This is a genomic window from Arenibacter sp. F20364, assembly GCF_023015905.1.
GTDB lineage: Bacteria > Bacteroidota > Bacteroidia > Flavobacteriales > Flavobacteriaceae > Arenibacter.
The window spans coordinates 196,214-212,867 of record NZ_JALKBD010000003.1; the positions used below are offsets into that span (position 1 = coordinate 196,214).

Annotated in this window: 14 protein-coding genes; 6 read left to right on the forward strand and 8 right to left on the reverse strand. The window is 39.4% G+C overall.

The genetic code is table 11. From position 1 onward, the window contains the following. Window positions 1–24: 24 nt before the first annotated feature. Entirely contained in the window at window positions 25–1,074 is a 1,050-nt protein-coding gene (locus MWU84_RS03490) for a DUF6340 family protein (RefSeq protein ID WP_246898301.1), read from the reverse strand. A 240-nt stretch (window positions 1,075–1,314) separates the two neighbouring features. Here MWU84_RS03490 and MWU84_RS03495 point away from each other — a divergent pair, with 240 nt between their 5' ends. The 3 genes from MWU84_RS03495 to fumC all read left to right on the forward strand — a co-directional run bounded on the left by MWU84_RS03495 (window position 1,315) and on the right by fumC (window position 5,401). Further along, window positions 1,315–3,486 (forward strand): DNA mismatch repair protein MutS, encoded by a 2,172-nt coding sequence (locus MWU84_RS03495; RefSeq protein ID WP_246898304.1) that lies wholly within the window; start codon window positions 1,315–1,317, stop codon window positions 3,484–3,486. A 22-nt stretch (window positions 3,487–3,508) separates the two neighbouring features. After that, window positions 3,509–3,922 (forward strand): DCC1-like thiol-disulfide oxidoreductase family protein, encoded by a 414-nt coding sequence (locus tag MWU84_RS03500; protein WP_246898497.1) that lies wholly within the window; start codon window positions 3,509–3,511, stop codon window positions 3,920–3,922. A gap of 81 nt (window positions 3,923–4,003) precedes the next feature. Continuing rightward, window positions 4,004–5,401 carry a class II fumarate hydratase gene (gene fumC, locus MWU84_RS03505; protein WP_246898308.1) on the forward strand — a complete coding sequence of 466 codons (1,398 nt, stop codon included), beginning with the start codon at window positions 4,004–4,006 and terminating at the stop codon, window positions 5,399–5,401. Between the two features lie 316 nt (window positions 5,402–5,717). Here the strand turns inward: fumC and MWU84_RS03510 are convergent, their stop codons facing one another. Further along, the gene (locus MWU84_RS03510) at window positions 5,718–6,605 is read right to left on the reverse strand and encodes a hypothetical protein (RefSeq protein ID WP_246898311.1); all 888 of its coding nucleotides are present in this window, start codon (window positions 6,603–6,605) and stop codon (window positions 5,718–5,720) included. Between the two features lie 173 nt (window positions 6,606–6,778). Between MWU84_RS03510 and MWU84_RS03515 the strand changes: the two genes are divergently transcribed. Next, the gene (locus MWU84_RS03515) at window positions 6,779–7,243 is read left to right on the forward strand and encodes a GNAT family N-acetyltransferase (protein WP_246898314.1); all 465 of its coding nucleotides are present in this window, start codon (window positions 6,779–6,781) and stop codon (window positions 7,241–7,243) included. Window positions 7,244–7,255: 12 nt separating this feature from the next. Next, window positions 7,256–8,056, forward strand: coding sequence for an MBL fold metallo-hydrolase (locus tag MWU84_RS03520; protein ID WP_246898317.1), 801 nt, complete (start codon window positions 7,256–7,258; stop codon window positions 8,054–8,056). Window positions 8,057–8,547: 491 nt separating this feature from the next. Here the strand turns inward: MWU84_RS03520 and ettA are convergent, their stop codons facing one another. The 3 genes from ettA to MWU84_RS03535 form a co-directional block, all read right to left on the reverse strand. Beyond that, complete coding sequence (gene ettA / locus MWU84_RS03525; protein WP_246898320.1) at window positions 8,548–10,239, reverse strand: energy-dependent translational throttle protein EttA; 1,692 nt, start codon at window positions 10,237–10,239, stop codon at window positions 8,548–8,550. A 139-nt stretch (window positions 10,240–10,378) separates the two neighbouring features. Continuing rightward, window positions 10,379–10,561 carry a CAL67264 family membrane protein gene (locus tag MWU84_RS03530; RefSeq protein WP_031443882.1) on the reverse strand — a complete coding sequence of 61 codons (183 nt, stop codon included), beginning with the start codon at window positions 10,559–10,561 and terminating at the stop codon, window positions 10,379–10,381. 227 nt (window positions 10,562–10,788) lie between these two features. Next, window positions 10,789–11,772 carry a Gfo/Idh/MocA family oxidoreductase gene (locus MWU84_RS03535; RefSeq protein ID WP_246898323.1) on the reverse strand — a complete coding sequence of 328 codons (984 nt, stop codon included), beginning with the start codon at window positions 11,770–11,772 and terminating at the stop codon, window positions 10,789–10,791. Window positions 11,773–11,845: 73 nt separating this feature from the next. Between MWU84_RS03535 and MWU84_RS03540 the strand changes: the two genes are divergently transcribed. Continuing rightward, window positions 11,846–13,474, forward strand: a complete 1,629-nt coding sequence (locus tag MWU84_RS03540) for a carboxyl transferase domain-containing protein (RefSeq protein WP_246898326.1) — start codon at window positions 11,846–11,848, stop codon at window positions 13,472–13,474. Between the two features lie 117 nt (window positions 13,475–13,591). On the opposite strand, the gene MWU84_RS03545 is transcribed toward MWU84_RS03540, so the two are convergent. From MWU84_RS03545 to MWU84_RS03555, 3 genes are read right to left on the reverse strand one after another with little or no spacing between them, the layout of a single operon-like run. Continuing rightward, a complete protein-coding gene (locus MWU84_RS03545) occupies window positions 13,592–14,668 on the reverse strand; it encodes an AMP-binding protein (protein ID WP_246898329.1) in 1,077 nt (358 codons plus the stop codon). Further along, window positions 14,652–15,611, reverse strand: coding sequence for a type II CAAX endopeptidase family protein (locus MWU84_RS03550; protein ID WP_246898331.1), 960 nt, complete (start codon window positions 15,609–15,611; stop codon window positions 14,652–14,654). The genes MWU84_RS03545 and MWU84_RS03550 overlap by 17 nt, the downstream gene beginning before the upstream one ends. Next, a complete protein-coding gene (locus MWU84_RS03555) occupies window positions 15,602–16,654 on the reverse strand; it encodes an o-succinylbenzoate synthase (protein ID WP_246898335.1) in 1,053 nt (350 codons plus the stop codon). Before MWU84_RS03555 ends, MWU84_RS03550 begins: the two co-directional genes overlap by 10 nt.

Below are 16,654 nucleotides of genomic sequence, written 5' to 3' on the forward strand. Positions count from 1 at the left end.
ATATTCCTTACCCTATGCTTCTATTTACCGGGAAGCCTGTTGCTCCAAGAGTTCATTTTGTGATACTCTATATTTAAGAATATTCAAATATCTAAGGGCATCCTTATTATCGTAATCCGCATAGGATTTTGAAGCCCAATCCATAGCAGCGTTCAAATCTCCGTTGATCTCATTTATTATTGCCATATTGTAACAGGCCCTGCCTGCAATTTTGGACTTGGAATTATCCAGTTCCCTTTCCCATAGTTGGGCAGCTCCTTGCCAATCCCCGGTTTGAGCCCTTCTTTTGGCCACTACGAAATTGTCCGTGCCACGAACAAAGTAGTCCCTGCTGATCCTATGTTTGTATGGGGATAGTCTAGATCCATATGCATGACCAATATTCTTACTGAACTCCTCAACAGCCTCATTCCTACGGGCTACGGCTTCGATTGCTTTTATAGGATTAATACCCCTTCCGGACGATACCAAGTGGTCGGTGTACATAAATTCATCCACAATTTGCCGAGTTTGAGGGTTGTAAATGCGCCATCCATTTTTTATAAAGGTGTTGAGCGTGACTTCATGGGCCGGTACCGACACTTTAACTCCCAAAGCGTTGGGAAGCTGCATTAAAGATGGCTTATAGGAAACCTGTGTATCCGTATCGTAAAATGCCAAGGAAAAGATAGCATCAACACCATTTGCCGCACAAATCTCCTCTATAACATCCCAGGACAAGCTGGCCGGGAAGACATCAAGGCCTTTCCTGATTTCCATTTCGTTATCCAAAACAAGTATTTCTTCAAACCGTCCAGTTCTTTCCAGTTCGTCCGATAGAGCATCTAGAGCCGCCTCAGCCCCTTTTCTATCAAGATTAAGCCCTTCGGCGGACAAAATCTGATCAATTTTGTCCAATTGTTTATTCCCTTCAGAAGGCAAACTTCTGTTAATTATACCTATTCTCTGTATATCTTTGGGAAGATGCACTATGGCCGGTTCAGTGGCGCCCATCGTTAAATTATTGGTGGCGCTACAGGACATTAATAATATGCTTATGCCAATATATCCAAGTATTAATTTATGGTTTTTCATGGTGTGGTTTTTAAGGTTTTTATTTAACACTTTTGTAATGTCCTAGCTATAAAACACATACTATGCCAAAAATATTGTTCTGGAAACCAACATTCCTTTTCATTTTCAGGGAACGGCGGGAGTCCTTGGACTAAAAAAGGCGGGCCAGGGCAATAAATACATGCTTTACTTTCTTTCCATATTGCACCTATTCCTTACCTTTGAAGGTTATAAAACCTGATGGAAAGGAAAATTGAATAAATGAATAAAATAAGTTCAAAAACGCTTCAAGATTTAGAATTTAATACCGTTCTATTACAGTTGGCTGCCCGTTGTACCACCGAGCTCGGAAAAGAACAAGTACTAGGTTTGGAACCAATATCCGACAAAACCGAATTATTGAACGTTTTGGGGCAGACTTCCGAATATTTGGCCTCCTACTCCAACGACAATAGGATACCCAATCATAACTTTGATACCATTAACCCAGAGTTAAAGCTCCTTAAAATAGAGAATACCACCTTGGAAGTGGGTGGATTTAAGAAGATTGGTTCCATTTGCACAACAGTAGCTACCCATATTAAATTTTTTATAAAATTTAAGGAATACTACCCCCTACTTTTTGCTGTTTCAGATGGTATTACCCTGAACACTGACATCCCCAAAAATATAGAGGCTGTTATTGATAAATTTGGAGAAATAAAGGATAATGCATCCAATAACCTTCAAAATATCCGTTCGCAAATGGTCGTTGTAAAAGGCAAAATAAACCAAAGTTTTGCCACGGCCCTGAATACCTACCACGCTTCCGAACTTTTGGATGAAATAAGGGAGTCCGTAGTGGATAATAGACGTGTTCTTGCCGTAAAGAGCATGTATCGAAAAAAAGTAAAGGGAGCCGTGATGGGAACTTCCAAAACCGGAAGTATTGTCTATATAGAACCGGAGGCCACTTTAAGATATAGTAGGGAATTGGGTAATCTGGAATTCGAGGAAAGAGAAGAGGTTCAAAAAATATTGAACGACTTAACCAATCGCATACGGCCTTTTTCCCCTGAGTTATACGCTTATCAAGATTTTCTGGTTCATATCGACATTACGGCATCAAAGGCAAAATATGCCTTGGAAATGGATGCCCTTTTACCGGAAATAAGTGATAATAGGGAGCTTTATCTTAGGGATGCCTACCATCCTTTGTTGTTTTTGAGCAATAAATACAAAAAGGAAAAAACATATCCGCAAACAATTGCCCTACATCCCGAAAACAGAATTATAGTTATTTCTGGACCCAATGCCGGGGGTAAAAGTATAACCCTAAAAACCATTGGCCTCTTACAAGTAATGCTGCAAAGTGGCCTTTTGATTCCTGTGCATGAGCGGTCCAAAGTTTGTTTGTTCGATAATGTTCTGACGGATATAGGCGACAACCAATCCATAGAAAACCATCTCAGCACCTATAGCTATCGTTTAAAGAACATGAATTACTTTTTGCGAAAGTGCAATGATAAGACCTTATTTTTAATCGATGAATTTGGTACTGGAAGCGACCCGGAACTGGGCGGGGCATTGGCAGAGACCTTCTTGGAGGTTTTCTACGAAAGGGGAGCCTATGGTGTAATTACCACCCATTATGCCAATCTTAAACTGTTGGCCAATGAATTGCCCCATGTTACAAATGCCAATATGCTATTTGATGGAAAATCTTTGGAACCCACCTATCAATTGGTCTTGGGACAGGCCGGTAGCTCCTTCACCTTTGAAGTGGCGCAAAAAAATGGAATACCCTATAGCCTTATCAACAAGGCAAAAAAGAAAATTGAACATGGCAAGGTCCGTTTTGATGCCACTATAGCCAAACTCCAAAAGGAGCGCAGTAAGATGGCAAAGACTGGTTCCAGACTACAAGAAGAGGAGTCCAAGGCTAGAACGGAAGCCCAAAAATTAGAAGACCTAAATTCCAAGATCAAATCCAAACTGGAGAACTATCAGGAACTGTATGACCACAACCAGCGGATGATCTATTTGGGAAATAAGGTAAATACGGCTGCAGAAAAATATTTTCAAGATAAAAAGAAGCGCAATTTGGTTTCCGAATTAATACGTATCGTAGAAACCGAGAATAGTAAGCGCAAAAAACAAACGGTAAAAGAAGTAAAGGCCCAAAAGGAAAAAAAGGCTAAAGTGGAACAGGAGGTCATAAAAAAGGTAGAGGTAATCCGCGAAAAGAAAAAAGTAGAAAAAAAGAAGGCAGAGGTAAAAGAAAAAAACAAGCCACGCCCGGTATTTAAAATCGGGGATCGCGTTAGATTAATGGATGGCAAAGCTGTGGGCAGTATAGATAGTTTGGAAAAAAATAAGGCCATAGTAAATTATGGCATTTTTACCACCAATGTAGCAGTGGACCAGCTGGAATTGGTAGAAAGAAAAACGTAATAAGTGGTTGGCCACAATTGACATGACACAAAACAATAAAATCATTCTCTTTGACGGGGTTTGTAACCTCTGTAATAATTCCGTTCAATACGTTATTAAAAGGGACACCAACAATGCCTTTAAGTTTGCCGCACTACAAAGTGAAATAGGGCAAAAATTAACGCTGGAACGCGGTATTGATACCTCTATGGTGGATTCCATTATTCTGATAGAACCAGGTGTTGCCTATTATACCAAATCTACAGCTGCCCTAAAGATTGCCAAATCCTTTGGTGGTGTCTGGCAACTGATTAGCTTGTTGGAATGGATTCCAGAAAATATTAGAAATTGGGTGTACGACTACGTTGCCAGAAACCGCTACAAATGGTACGGCAAAAAAGATGCCTGTATGATTCCTACTCCCGAGTTAAAATCTAAATTTTTAGATCAGGGATAACCAACTCCTGAGCATTTAGATATTTTAATACTTAACTAGATAAATGTAAATTTGTAATTATCAATAAACTCAATGTAAATTATGGAATACCGTATAGAAAAGGATACCATGGGCGAGGTTAAAGTGCCGTCCGACAAATATTGGGGAGCCCAGACCGAACGCTCTAGAAATAATTTTAAGATTGGCCCAGCGGCGTCAATGCCTTTGGATGTAGTTTATGGATTTGCCTATTTAAAAAAAGCTGCGGCATATACCAATTGTGAACTAGGTGTACTTTCTGAAGAAAAAAGAGATCGTATTGCCCAGGTTTGTGATGAAATTTTAGAGGGAAAGCATGATGACCAATTTCCATTGGTGATTTGGCAAACCGGTTCGGGAACCCAAAGCAATATGAACGTAAACGAAGTTATCGCCAATAGGGCCCATGAACTGGCAGGAAAACAAATAGGTGAAGGTGAAAAAACCATTCAACCCAATGATGATGTAAACAAATCGCAATCCTCCAATGATACTTTTCCAACAGGGATGCATATTGCAGCCTATAAAAAGATTATTGAAGTTACGGTACCTGGGGTTACCCAACTAAGAAATACATTGGATAAAAAAGCGAAGGAATTTGCGAAGGTGGTAAAAATAGGACGTACCCATTTAATGGATGCCACTCCCCTAACCTTGGGACAAGAAATATCGGGCTATGTTTCCCAATTGGACCACGGATTAAAAGCTTTGGACAACACCATGGATCACCTTAGTGAATTGGCACTTGGAGGTACTGCCGTAGGAACTGGTTTAAATGCTCCAAAGGGTTATGACGTATATGTTTCTCAATATATAGCTAGATTTACGGGGCTTCCTTTTAAAACGGCAGATAATAAATTTGAGGCCCTAGCATCCCACGATGCCATTGTGGAAACCCATGGTGCCTTAAAGCAGTTGGCCGTATCCCTTAATAAAATAGCCAATGATATTAGAATGATGGCTTCAGGGCCTAGATCCGGGATTGGTGAAATTATGATCCCAGCTAACGAACCTGGTAGTTCAATAATGCCGGGAAAAGTTAACCCAACGCAATGTGAAGCATTGACTATGGTCTGCGCACAAGTAATGGGGAACGACGTTGCCATAAGTGTTGGCGGTACTCAAGGCCATTACGAACTAAATGTTTTTAAGCCCATGATGGCGGCGAACATATTGCAATCCGCACAATTGATAGGAGATGCCTGTGTTAGTTTTGATGTAAATTGTGCCGTAGGCATAGAACCTAATCACGATGTCATTAAGCAACTATTAAACAACTCCTTAATGTTGGTTACCGCCCTAAATACCAAAATAGGTTATTATAAGGCTGCGGAAATCGCCAATACGGCCCATAAAAATGGTACTACCTTGAGGGAAGAAGCTATTAATTTGGGATATGTCTCCGCCGAGGACTACGATGAGTGGGTAAAACCAGAGGATATGGTAGGTACTTTGGATTGATATTTACAGTCCATAAATAAAAACACGTAAAAAACCCTTGAAGTAAGCTTCTTGGTAATAGAACTAAATATCCCGCTTTTGCAGTGGGAGTGGTTTAATTAATAAAGGTAATAAATCCTAAGCCAAGCCCTAGCTCACCTTTAAGATCCACATCCAGGTATAGGGGTAATTAAACGAGAAACCTCGCCGATAAGGCGGGGATAGTTTAGACTAACGCATTTCATTACGCCTGCGGCTTTTGAAATACGGGTTTCATTAATAAAAAAGGCCAATCCCGAAAGATTGGCCTTTTTAGTTAAATGGATAGTGTTACTTACTATTTTAATTGAAACTTGGAAGTTCCCAATAATTTTAGACTGTTATCATACACATTTACCATGTAGTTCCCTTTTTGGAATTCACTTGCTGGTTTGTTAATGAAATCACATACATCCAAAGAGCGGTTTTCGTAGTAGAAATCGGTTCCTTTGCTGTAAGTTACAGAAGATCCTGAATCACTTGTTTTAGAGAAACTTTCTCCTAAAACATTACCTTGTGGATCCAATACTTCAATAAAGAATTGTCTGTCACCAGCTTGGGCAATAACGTTATCTGCAACGGTAAAACAAACTTTTAATTTATCTGTAGCCTTAGCCCTGGAAGTAGAAACCAATTTACCACTGCTTCTTTCCTTAACTGCATCTACAGAAAATTTGGAAAGGTTTAAAGCTGAACCTTTTTCAACCACATCAGCCAACTGAGTGTTTTGTACTACCAATGAATCATTGAAAACTGTTTGTTTTTCCAATTCAACAAAAGTACTGTCCCTCTGCATAGCCAAGAAAGTATTGGATCTAGTTAAAGAATCCACTTTTCTAATCAACTGCTCTCTTTCTTTGGTTAAAATACCTACTTGCTTTCTGTAACGATAAAGACTAGCAATATCGGCTTTCATTGTTTTTACGGAATCAATGTATTTTGCAATATTGTCCCTGGCAGAAACCAATTCCTCATTGGTAGCATTACTTTCCAAGATCGCTTTGTCGTACTCTGATTTTAAACTGGTCAAATCTTCAACAACCAATTCTTTTTCTTTTGTAAGCATAGCAGTGTTCTTTTGTTTCTCCTGGTATAAACTTACGGTGTATATGATTACACCAAGTAAAATTACCCCCAATAAACCCGCTATAACCTTCAATCCATTATTGCTTTTTGTTTCAGTCATAATTGTAATTATTAATTATTTAATTTTTTTTTAACCTTAAATTTATTTGTTTGTAACACTCTATATACGATCAAGTTCGGATTTTAGATTTTTTTAGTTAAAAAAAATTAAACTTCCTTCCCGCGAATCCAGAATGATTACCTTAACTTTATAAAACTAGTCATTTTTCTGGTATGTCCTTAAATATAATTCCTTATGAATCGCGCTATGCTACAAGGTTTAAGGACCTCAATATAGTATGGTTGGAAAAATACTTTTATGTGGAACCAATGGATACTATTCTTTTGGAAAATTGTGATGCCAACATTATTGATAAAGGAGGATTTATATTTTTTGCACAATACAATGAAGAAATAGTAGGTTGCTTTGCACTGCTAAAATTACGGGACAAGGAATTTGAATTGGGCAAAATGGCGGTAGATCCCAATTATCAGGGTTTGAAAATTGGCCAGACACTCTTGGGCTTTGCCATTGACCTCGCTAAACAGAACGAATGGAATAAATTAATTTTGTATTCCAACACCAAGTTGGAAAATGCCCTTTATATTTATAAAAAATACGGTTTCAAACAAACTGAGATCGAAATAAATCTCCCCTACGCGAGGAGTGATATTAAAATGGAACTATTATTAAATTAAAATATTCTAATTATGCGCTATTTAAAATGCATTGTAATACTAACCATGTTGACGGGATTATTGACCATAGGATGCAAAGAAAAATCCAAATCGACAATTCCTGATGAGCAAGCGGTCAATCTTAGTACCGATAAAGAGACTCTAGGTCTAAAAATTATTCCCATTGAACATGCTACAGCGGTTTTGGATTGGGATGGTACTGTCATTTATATAGATCCCGTTGGAGGGAAAGATGCCTTTGTAAATATCAAGGAACCAGACCTGATATTGATTACGGATATTCATGGTGATCATTTCAGTTTGGAAACCTTGCAGGCACTGAATACCCAAAAAGCAAAAATTGTGGTCCCCCAAGCAGTTGCAGATAAGATACCTTCCGAATTTACTCCCCAATTGGATATTTTAAATAATGGGGACTCTAAAGAACGTTACGGAATTAACATAGAGGCCATACCCATGTACAACCTTAGAGAGGAAGCCAGGGATTTTCATATTAAAGGGCGAGGTAACGGTTATGTACTCTCTAAGAATAATCAACGTATTTATTTTGCCGGTGATACTGAGGATATCCCAGAAATGCGGGCCTTGCAAGATATTGACAAAGCCTTTGTTTGCATGAACCTTCCCTATACCATGACCGTAGAAAGTGCCGCAGACGCTGTGTTGGAATTCAAACCCAAACAGGTTTATCCTTATCATTATAGAGGAAAACCGGATGTTGGCGATGTTGCTAAATTCAAACAATTAGTGAACGATAAGAATCCCAATATTGAAGTAGTACAGTTGGATTGGTATCCCAAGGAAGATTATTAGGGTAAATTCAATTAATTTTTGATGGTAAAGAGTTATTTAGGGTAATGCTTTCCAACTGTAGTCACTTCGACAGAGCCCCTTTTCGGGACGACGAGAAGTCTCACATACTGGTCGAGAGCAACATGCGCGCTTTAACTCATGCCATATTGATTTTAGGGGTATTCGCGAGCCTTAGGTTTCTCATATTCATTCGAAATGACTACTTGGAAACCTTCAATTTATAACCTAAAACTATAGCTATCTCTCTACCATAGTCGTCTTTATTATATACCTTAAAACTAATGTTTTAAAAGTATGTCACAATAGCGTCTTAAGATTTTTTTGTCCTCTGTTTAGAAGACAGAAACATTATATTAGAAAAAGTGATAATAAGCAGTTCAAAATTAAACTTAAGTCCAACCCACCTTAAACTATAGGTCTCAATTAATAAAAAAATACGCTGTTGCCACAAAAATTATGGAAACAGCGTATTGTTAAATCAATCAGTCGAATTAGCGTACCAACTTTTTATACTTTAATCGCTTAGGGATTAAATCGCCCCCTAAACGTTTCTTTTTATTTTCTTCGTATTCAGAGAATGATCCCTCAAAGAAATACACTTGGGAATCACCTTCAAATGACAGGATATGGGTACAAATTCTATCCAAGAACCACCTGTCGTGGGAAATGACCACGGCACATCCGGCAAAATTCTCCAAGCCTTCTTCCAAAGCTCTTAGGGTGTTAACGTCCAAATCGTTGGTTGGCTCATCCAAAAGTAGCACGTTGCCCTCTTCTTTGAGGGTCATGGCCAAATGCAGACGGTTACGCTCCCCACCGGAAAGCATATCCACTTTTTTATTTTGCTCGCTTCCGGAAAAATTGAATCTACTTAAATAGGCCCTGGAATTTACCTGCCTACCGCCCATCATTATAAGTTCTTGCTCATCACTAAAATTCTGCCAGATAGTCTTATTGGGATCAATATTGGAATGACTCTGGTCCACATAAGCGATTTTAGCCGTTTCCCCTACTACAAACTCCCCTTTATCAGGTTGTTCCTCACCCATAATCATACGGAAAATAGTAGTTTTACCAGCCCCGTTCGGACCTATAATTCCCACAATACCCGCCTGTGGTAATTTAAAATTCAAGTCCTCATACAGCAATTTATCCCCGTATGCCTTACTTACACCCTTAGCTTCTATTACATTGGTCCCCAACCGAGGTCCATTAGGGATATAGATCTCCAGTTTCTCATCCAGTTGTTTCTGGTCCTGGCTCATTAATTTGTCATAGTTCTGCAAACGGGCCTTTTGTTTGGTCTGTCTACCCTTGGCCCCTTGTCTAACCCAATCCAACTCCCTTTCCAGTATTTTCTGTCTTTTGGAAGCCGTTTTACTTTCTTGGGCCATACGCTTGGATTTTTGGTCCAACCAACTGGAGTAATTCCCTTTCCACGGTATACCCTCACCCCTATCCAATTCCAAGATCCATCCTGCCACATTATCCAAGAAATACCTATCATGGGTAACTGCAATTACAGTTCCTTTATACTCGGCTAAATGATGCTCCAACCAGTGGACTGATTCGGCATCCAAATGGTTTGTTGGCTCATCCAACAACAAAATTTCAGGTTCCTGCAACAATAATCTGCACAGGGCAACACGCCTTCTTTCACCTCCGGAAAGTATTCCGATTTTCTTATCGGAATCCGGGGTGCGCAAGGCATCCATGGCAACTTCCAATTTGTTGTCCAGCTCCCAAGCATTGGTAGCATCTATTCTATCCTGAAGTTCGGCCTGCTTATCCATGAGTTTTTGCATTTTATCCGCATCCTCATATACCTCTGGAAGCCCGAACATATCATTGATCTTATTGTATTCGTCCAGAATGGCCACGGTTTCTGCCACGCCTTCTTTGACTACCTCCAAAACGGTCTTGTTCTCGTCCAACTCTGGCTCCTGTTCCAAATAACCCACTTTATAACCTGGGGAAAAAACTACATCTCCCTGAAAGTTTTTATCCACTCCAGCAATTATCTTGAGCAGAGTAGATTTACCTGAACCATTAAGACCTAAAATTCCGATCTTAGCTCCGTAAAAGAAGCTTAAATAAATATTCTTTAATACTGGGGTATTGGCAGTTTTGTACGTTTTTGTAACCCCAGACATGGAGAAAATGACTTTCTTATCGTCCGACATATTATATGTATATTATTAATTGTGATTATTTGAATTTAAAATGTCAGGCCAGTTGCTTGCAGTCATTACACCCTAATTTGGCTAATATGGTGCCAGGATAGCCCTCAATTTTTCAAATCGCTAAAACCTTATAGGGAGACTATACTCTACCCTTTAGTGCGTTAAATACCCATGCAATTGCAAAGAAACCTATTCCAACCGAGGCAAATCCCCATCCGGCAACATCATCGTATCTAAAAGCACCTAACGCTATAAGCGAAAGACCTACAATTATCATTATAAAGGTTGCCCATGCAAGCACTGTATTCTTATTCATTCCCATTTTTTAACTGGTTTGGTTTGTAGAGCCTCAAATATCGTAAATTTTGCAAGAATTTGTCATTTTACAAAAAAACTTTATTCCTGAAACACGTATTTTAGAAGCCGCAGGCTCATTGAAATACGATAGTCGAACGAATCCCGCCTGTTTATTGGGGTTCCTAGTTTTATACCACTACCCTTGGATTGTTACCTAAAAGGGGTTCAGGTATTCCCTTGTGGTTTAACCTTTTATTCCTCAAATGGAAATACAATCCCATTTTGTTTTCTCACGGTGTCCATTAAGCTTATTAAATCCAAACTATTCTGATGGCTCCAGAGACTGCTTTCCAATTTGCCGTGGTTGATGCAGTCATTAACCTCCTTAATTTCGTAAAAATATCCCCTTCCGGTAGTTGGTAAGCTGAACTCTTCTTTTTCACTATTTTTTTCAACGATATAACCTTGAGCCTCGTGCCACCTCGTAGGAATATATATGCTCCCCTTTTCTCCTGATATTTCCGCCTTCATTTCGGATCTGCTTGTAAACCCTGAATATAAAATGGCCTGGGCCTTGGGGTATTTAAAGATCATTGAAGTCTGTATTTCTGTGCCATTACCATGAAAGTTGGATGTTGCTAAAATCTGGTCCGGTTTGCCAAGAAGTAAATAGGCAAGGAAAATAGGATAAATACCTATATCCAATAAAGAACCTCCAGCAAGTTCAGGATTTAGCACTCTTCCCTTAATATCACGATCCATAGCATAAAACGCAAAATCCGCATGTAGATAAGCTAATGGACCAATATCCCCAGTTTCTACCAACTGCTTTACCTTCAGAATGGACGGATTAAACCTGCTCCATAGGGCTTCCATTAAAAAAACCTTGTTTAGTTGGGCTGCCACTATCATTTTTTCGACCTCTACCCTATTTATCCCCATTGGTTTTTCACATAGTACATGCTTGCCATGTTCCATAGCCATTATGGATAGCTCGCAATGGGAAGTGTGCGGTGTAGCAATATAGACCGCATCTATTTCCTTACACTCCAAAAGTTCCTTATAACTCCCAAAGGCATTTGGAATATTATATTCGTTGGCAAACCCATTGGCCTTTTCCAAATTTCTAGAGGCTGCCGCGTATATTTGAGCTTCATTGACCAGAGCAAGGTCCTTGACAAAATTACGGGCTATATTGCCCAATCCGATAATTCCCCATCTTACTTTTTCACCCATTTAGAATATAATTTAGTTAAAGTTAATAAATATAACTCCTTATCTTTATTGCGCAAAAGAAAGGCGTCTCAACATGGATATCAACTTCAACAAAAACGAAGACCACAATAAATTACTATTATCAGCATTAAAACATAAACTGGCCAAGGTAAAACTCGGAGGCGGAAAAAGCAGGTTGGAAAAGCAGCATGCCCAAGGTAAATTAACTGCCAGGGAGCGTATCGATTATCTTTTGGATAAAGGAAAGGAGGCCATAGAAATCGGGGCTTTTGTTGGTGATGGTATGTACGAGGCCCATGGCGGATGCCCCTCTGGAGGTGTTGTGGTAAAAATTGGTTATGTACAGGGAAAACAATGCATTGTTGTTGCCAATGATGCCACGGTAAAAGCAGGGGCATGGTTTCCTATCACGGCAAAAAAGAACCTAAGGGCCCAAGAAATTTCCATTGAAAATCGCTTGCCCATTATTTACCTAGTGGATAGTGCTGGTGTATACCTTCCAATGCAGGACGAAATATTTCCGGACAAGGAACATTTTGGCAGGATTTTTAGAAACAATGCTGTAATGAGCAGTATGGGAATCACCCAAATTTCAGCTGTTATGGGCAGTTGTGTTGCAGGAGGGGCTTATCTCCCCATTATGAGCGATGAGGCATTGATAGTTGATAAAACAGGGAGTATTTTTTTGGCCGGAAGCTATTTGGTAAAAGCCGCGATTGGGGAAGTAATCGATAATGAAACCTTGGGAGGTGCCACAACTCATTGTGAAATTAGTGGAGTAACGGATTACAAGGCGAAGGACGACAAAGACGCTTTGGATACCATTAAGAACATTATGGGAAAAATAGGCGACTATGATAAGGCAGGATACAATAGGGTAACTAGCGCAAAACCCAAGGAAAAGGAAGAGGATATTTATGGTTTAATTCCAAAATCGAGGGCCGAACAGTACGATATGTTAGAAATTATAAATCGCCTGGTAGATAATTCCGATTTTGAACAATACAAGGAAGGTTATGGAAAAACTATACTTACTGGATATGCCCGCATAGATGGATGGGCAGTGGGTATCGTTGCCAACCAACGCAAAGTGGTAAAGACCAAAAATGGGGAAATGCAGTTTGGAGGGGTCATCTATTCCGATTCTGCTGATAAGGCCACGCGTTTTATTGCCAACTGCAACCAAAAGAAAATTCCCTTGGTTTTTTTACAGGACGTAACCGGGTTTATGGTTGGGAGTAAAAGTGAACATGGAGGTATAATTAAGGACGGTGCAAAAATGGTTAATGCGGTGAGTAATTCTGTAGTACCTAAATTCACTGTTATTGTAGGCAATAGTTACGGAGCGGGAAATTATGCCATGTGCGGAAAGGCCTACGACCCAAGATTAATTGTAGCTTGGCCCAGTGCCGAATTGGCGGTAATGAGTGGTAATTCTGCCGCCAAAGTGTTACTACAGATAGAAACAGCTTCCCTAAAGAAGAAAGGCGAGAAAATAACGGAGGCTCAGGAAAACGAACTTTTTAATAAAATAAAAGAACGATATGACAACCAAATATCTCCCTATTATGCAGCTTCGCGCTTATGGACGGATGCTGTGATAGATCCTTTGGACACTCGCAAATGGATATCTATGGGTATTGAGGCGGCAAACCATGCCCCTATTGAAAAGCCCTTTAATATGGGGGTGGTACAGGTTTAGGAATTTGATGATTTGATGATTTGATGATTTGAAAGTGTACCAATGTTTTAATGTAGCACTGGGATAATTTGGTAATAGGCTATGGGATTAGAGACATCAATCAGGTCAAGTAAAAAACTATTCTAATTTCAATGTTCCTAAGGATACCACTCTATTTACCTTTCCACTACCTGTCTCCACAAACTGGGGTACACTAAATATTGCTTTGGGAATTTCAAATTTAGTGATTGAGCTATGGGATTTTATATCTATTGACAGTTGATTCGCATCTACATTACCTTCTACCACCAATATGAGTTTTTGTCCCAAATTCGGATCAGGGATGCCCGCCACAAAAAATCTGGATTTGATCAAAGACGACAACTTATTTTCCAATAGTTCTGGAATTATTTTTACTCCCCCAGAATTAATAACATTGTCATACCTGCCCAACCATTGAAACTCAGTAGAAGATATTAGGTTTACCAAATCATTGGTAACTATAACAGTATCGGAAACTTTAGGGGCTTTGATTACCAGGCAATCCCTATGGTCCTTAGAAAGAACTACATCAGGAAGGGACTTAAAATTGAAATCCTCCGAACCTTTGGCAAGCTCCTTTACGGCTATATGGGTAATGGACTCGGTCATACCATAGGTTTCAAAAACATGCGTATTTACCTTGTTCAGATCTGATTTTAATTCAGGTGAAATAGGTGCTCCCCCAATTATTAAAGTGTTTATTTGCTCTAAATTTGATATGGAGCCTTTTACCTGTAAAGGAACCATAGCCACAAAGTCGTAGTGTTTGGAAGTGAACTGCAAAGGATTGGAAGAGGGTTCCACCGTGTCTATTACCCAGCCAAGTACCATGGCCCTGATCAACATCATTTTACCAGCAATATAATCGGCGGACAAACATTGAAGGGCTTTTGTTCCAGGGCCCATTTTAAAGAATGTTCCTGTGGCCAAAGCGGAATTGACCATGTGTTCCTTTTTCAGGGCAATTGTTTTGGGGACACCTGTGGATCCAGAGGTGCGGACTTCTAGGGAGTCTGAATCATCCAGCCAATCCATCAGAAAATTTCCAATGGCTTTTTCATACTCCTGTCCCTCCTTGACAAGGCTATAAGCAAGTTCCTTTAAATCTCCAAAATCGTAATGGACTTGGTTGAATTTGAATTTAGGGTGGATATTTTTATAGCTTGGATTCACCTTCTTCTATTAATTGTACCGATTCAGGGCTTTTCACATCACCTGTAAGGCGATCCTTCCAATTGGTCCAGCCGTATTTTTTGGAGAATACATACAGGAGAATTGGATAAATTACCAAAACGGGCAAAAATACATCCCAGCCTAATTTAGGTTCGGATATATCCCTGTAAAGAGATTCGGTCTGGAAAGCGGTCCAATCCGCGGTCACCAAAAGTGCGGTCAATAAATTATTGGCAGCATGAAAACCAATGGCCAATTCCAATCCTTCATCCATTAGGGTCAATATCCCTAAAAAGAATCCAGTGCCAATATAATAGACCATTATTCCATATCCCAATTTTTCAACCTCAGGATTAAAAAGGTGTAACAACCCAAAAATCATGGAGGTGATTACCAAGGGAACCCATCTTTTGCCGGACATTAAACCAATACCCTGCATCAGATATCCCCTCATAAAATATTCTTCAAAACTGGTTTGGAGAGGAATCAATAAAATAGAAATAAGGCACAATAAAATAAAGGGCACCACCTTAAAATTTAGGACGTAATCCTCAGGGGACAATAATATATCCAGTCCCGTAAGGAAAATGGTTATGAAACCCCAAAGACCAAAGGCAAAAAACACTCTTTTCCAATCTATATTATTTCTACTTGTAGTCAGCGAAACTATACTTTGCCGATGGACAAATTTTGTGGTAAGAAATGTGGCCAAAAGACCAAAAACAAAAGAAATCAACATTAAGAACAGGAAGAGGTTGCTTCCCACCATTTTGGACATCCCAGCAACATCCGTGGGAAAGGTTTCCCCTCCTAGTGACTTTACTATGATGACGCCAAGTAGTGGAATGGACCCCAAAAGTTGCCAGCCAATAAATATGATCAAAACCCCAACTAGATATCGCCACGATTCATGGTTCCCTTTATATCCCTGTTCTATATACATATATTCTCAATTAAATTATTTTCCCAATTCTTGTTTTTATCATAGAATATCGATCCATTTTTAACTCTTAACGGACATTCAAAATTATTGGTATATAAACCTCCGGTACCTAATCCCTGTGGTAAACGATTATCCAAAGTATAGGTCCACTGGGCTATGGCATTAAGACCAATGTTACTTTCCAGCGCACTGGTAACCCACCATTTTACATTTAATTTTTCCGCAATTTTGATCCATTCCATACTTCCCTTAAATCCACCGATTAAACTTGGTTTAAGGATTATATAGGCGGGATTTATTATTTGTAGCAATTTCTCCTTTTCCGTTACATCCGTAATCCCGATCAGTTCCTCGTCCAAGGCTATGGGGATTGGCGACATTGAACACAATTCCTTCATTTCGTTAGGATTGCCTGCCTTGATAGGTTGTTCAATGGAGTGTAGACCAAATTGGGAAAGGCGTTCCAATTGAAGCATGGCCTGGTCAGGGATAAATGCACCATTGGCATCCACCCTCAATTCTATTTCCTTTTCACTATATTTATTTCTAATGGATGCCAATAGGGCAATTTCTTTCTCGAAATCGATCGCTCCAATTTTCAATTTAATACACGTGAAGCCTTCCCTAAGTTTCTGCTGAATCTGTTGATGCATAAAATGCTCATCCCCCATCCAAATCAATCCATTTATGGCTATTGGTTGAATGTTTTCGGTGAATTCAGAAGTATAAAGCAAAAAAGGATCATTGGCATTTAGGGATAAAAAGGCCTGTTCTACCCCAAACTGAATGCTGGGATAATTCACTAAGGCTTCCCACAAAGCATTTTTTCCCAAATGAATATTATTACAGGTCCATTTTAGTCTTTCCTCATAATCAGGAACATCATCAATACTTAATCCCCTTAAAATACCGCATTCCCCAATTCCAAATTCTTTATCCTGTTCCAAAATAATAAAGAAGGTTTCTTTTTGGGTCATTATACCCCTGGAAGTACCGCTGGGACGTTTAAATTCTAAAATGTATTTTTTGTAGGTCGCTTTCAT

What these genes read in the sequence shown, in the direction of transcription:
- MWU84_RS03555 (WP_246898335.1), bottom strand. Translation starts at nt 16,654, where the DNA reads ATGAAAGCGACCTACAAAAAATACATTTTAGAATTTAAACGTCCCAGC.
- MWU84_RS03530 (WP_031443882.1), bottom strand. Translation starts at nt 10,561, where the DNA reads ATGGGAATGAATAAGAATACAGTGCTTGCATGGGCAACCTTTATAATG.
- MWU84_RS03500 (WP_246898497.1), top strand. Translation starts at nt 3,509, where the DNA reads ATGACACAAAACAATAAAATCATTCTCTTTGACGGGGTTTGTAACCTC.
- MWU84_RS03520 (WP_246898317.1), top strand. Translation starts at nt 7,256, where the DNA reads ATGCGCTATTTAAAATGCATTGTAATACTAACCATGTTGACGGGATTA.
- MWU84_RS03510 (WP_246898311.1), bottom strand. Translation starts at nt 6,605, where the DNA reads ATGACTGAAACAAAAAGCAATAATGGATTGAAGGTTATAGCGGGTTTA.
- MWU84_RS03490 (WP_246898301.1), bottom strand. Translation starts at nt 1,074, where the DNA reads ATGAAAAACCATAAATTAATACTTGGATATATTGGCATAAGCATATTA.
- MWU84_RS03535 (WP_246898323.1), bottom strand. Translation starts at nt 11,772, where the DNA reads ATGGGTGAAAAAGTAAGATGGGGAATTATCGGATTGGGCAATATAGCC.
- fumC (WP_246898308.1), top strand. Translation starts at nt 4,004, where the DNA reads ATGGAATACCGTATAGAAAAGGATACCATGGGCGAGGTTAAAGTGCCG.
- MWU84_RS03550 (WP_246898331.1), bottom strand. Translation starts at nt 15,611, where the DNA reads ATGTATATAGAACAGGGATATAAAGGGAACCATGAATCGTGGCGATAT.
- MWU84_RS03540 (WP_246898326.1), top strand. Translation starts at nt 11,846, where the DNA reads ATGGATATCAACTTCAACAAAAACGAAGACCACAATAAATTACTATTA.
- ettA (WP_246898320.1), bottom strand. Translation starts at nt 10,239, where the DNA reads ATGTCGGACGATAAGAAAGTCATTTTCTCCATGTCTGGGGTTACAAAA.
- MWU84_RS03515 (WP_246898314.1), top strand. Translation starts at nt 6,779, where the DNA reads ATGTCCTTAAATATAATTCCTTATGAATCGCGCTATGCTACAAGGTTT.
- MWU84_RS03495 (WP_246898304.1), top strand. Translation starts at nt 1,315, where the DNA reads ATGAATAAAATAAGTTCAAAAACGCTTCAAGATTTAGAATTTAATACC.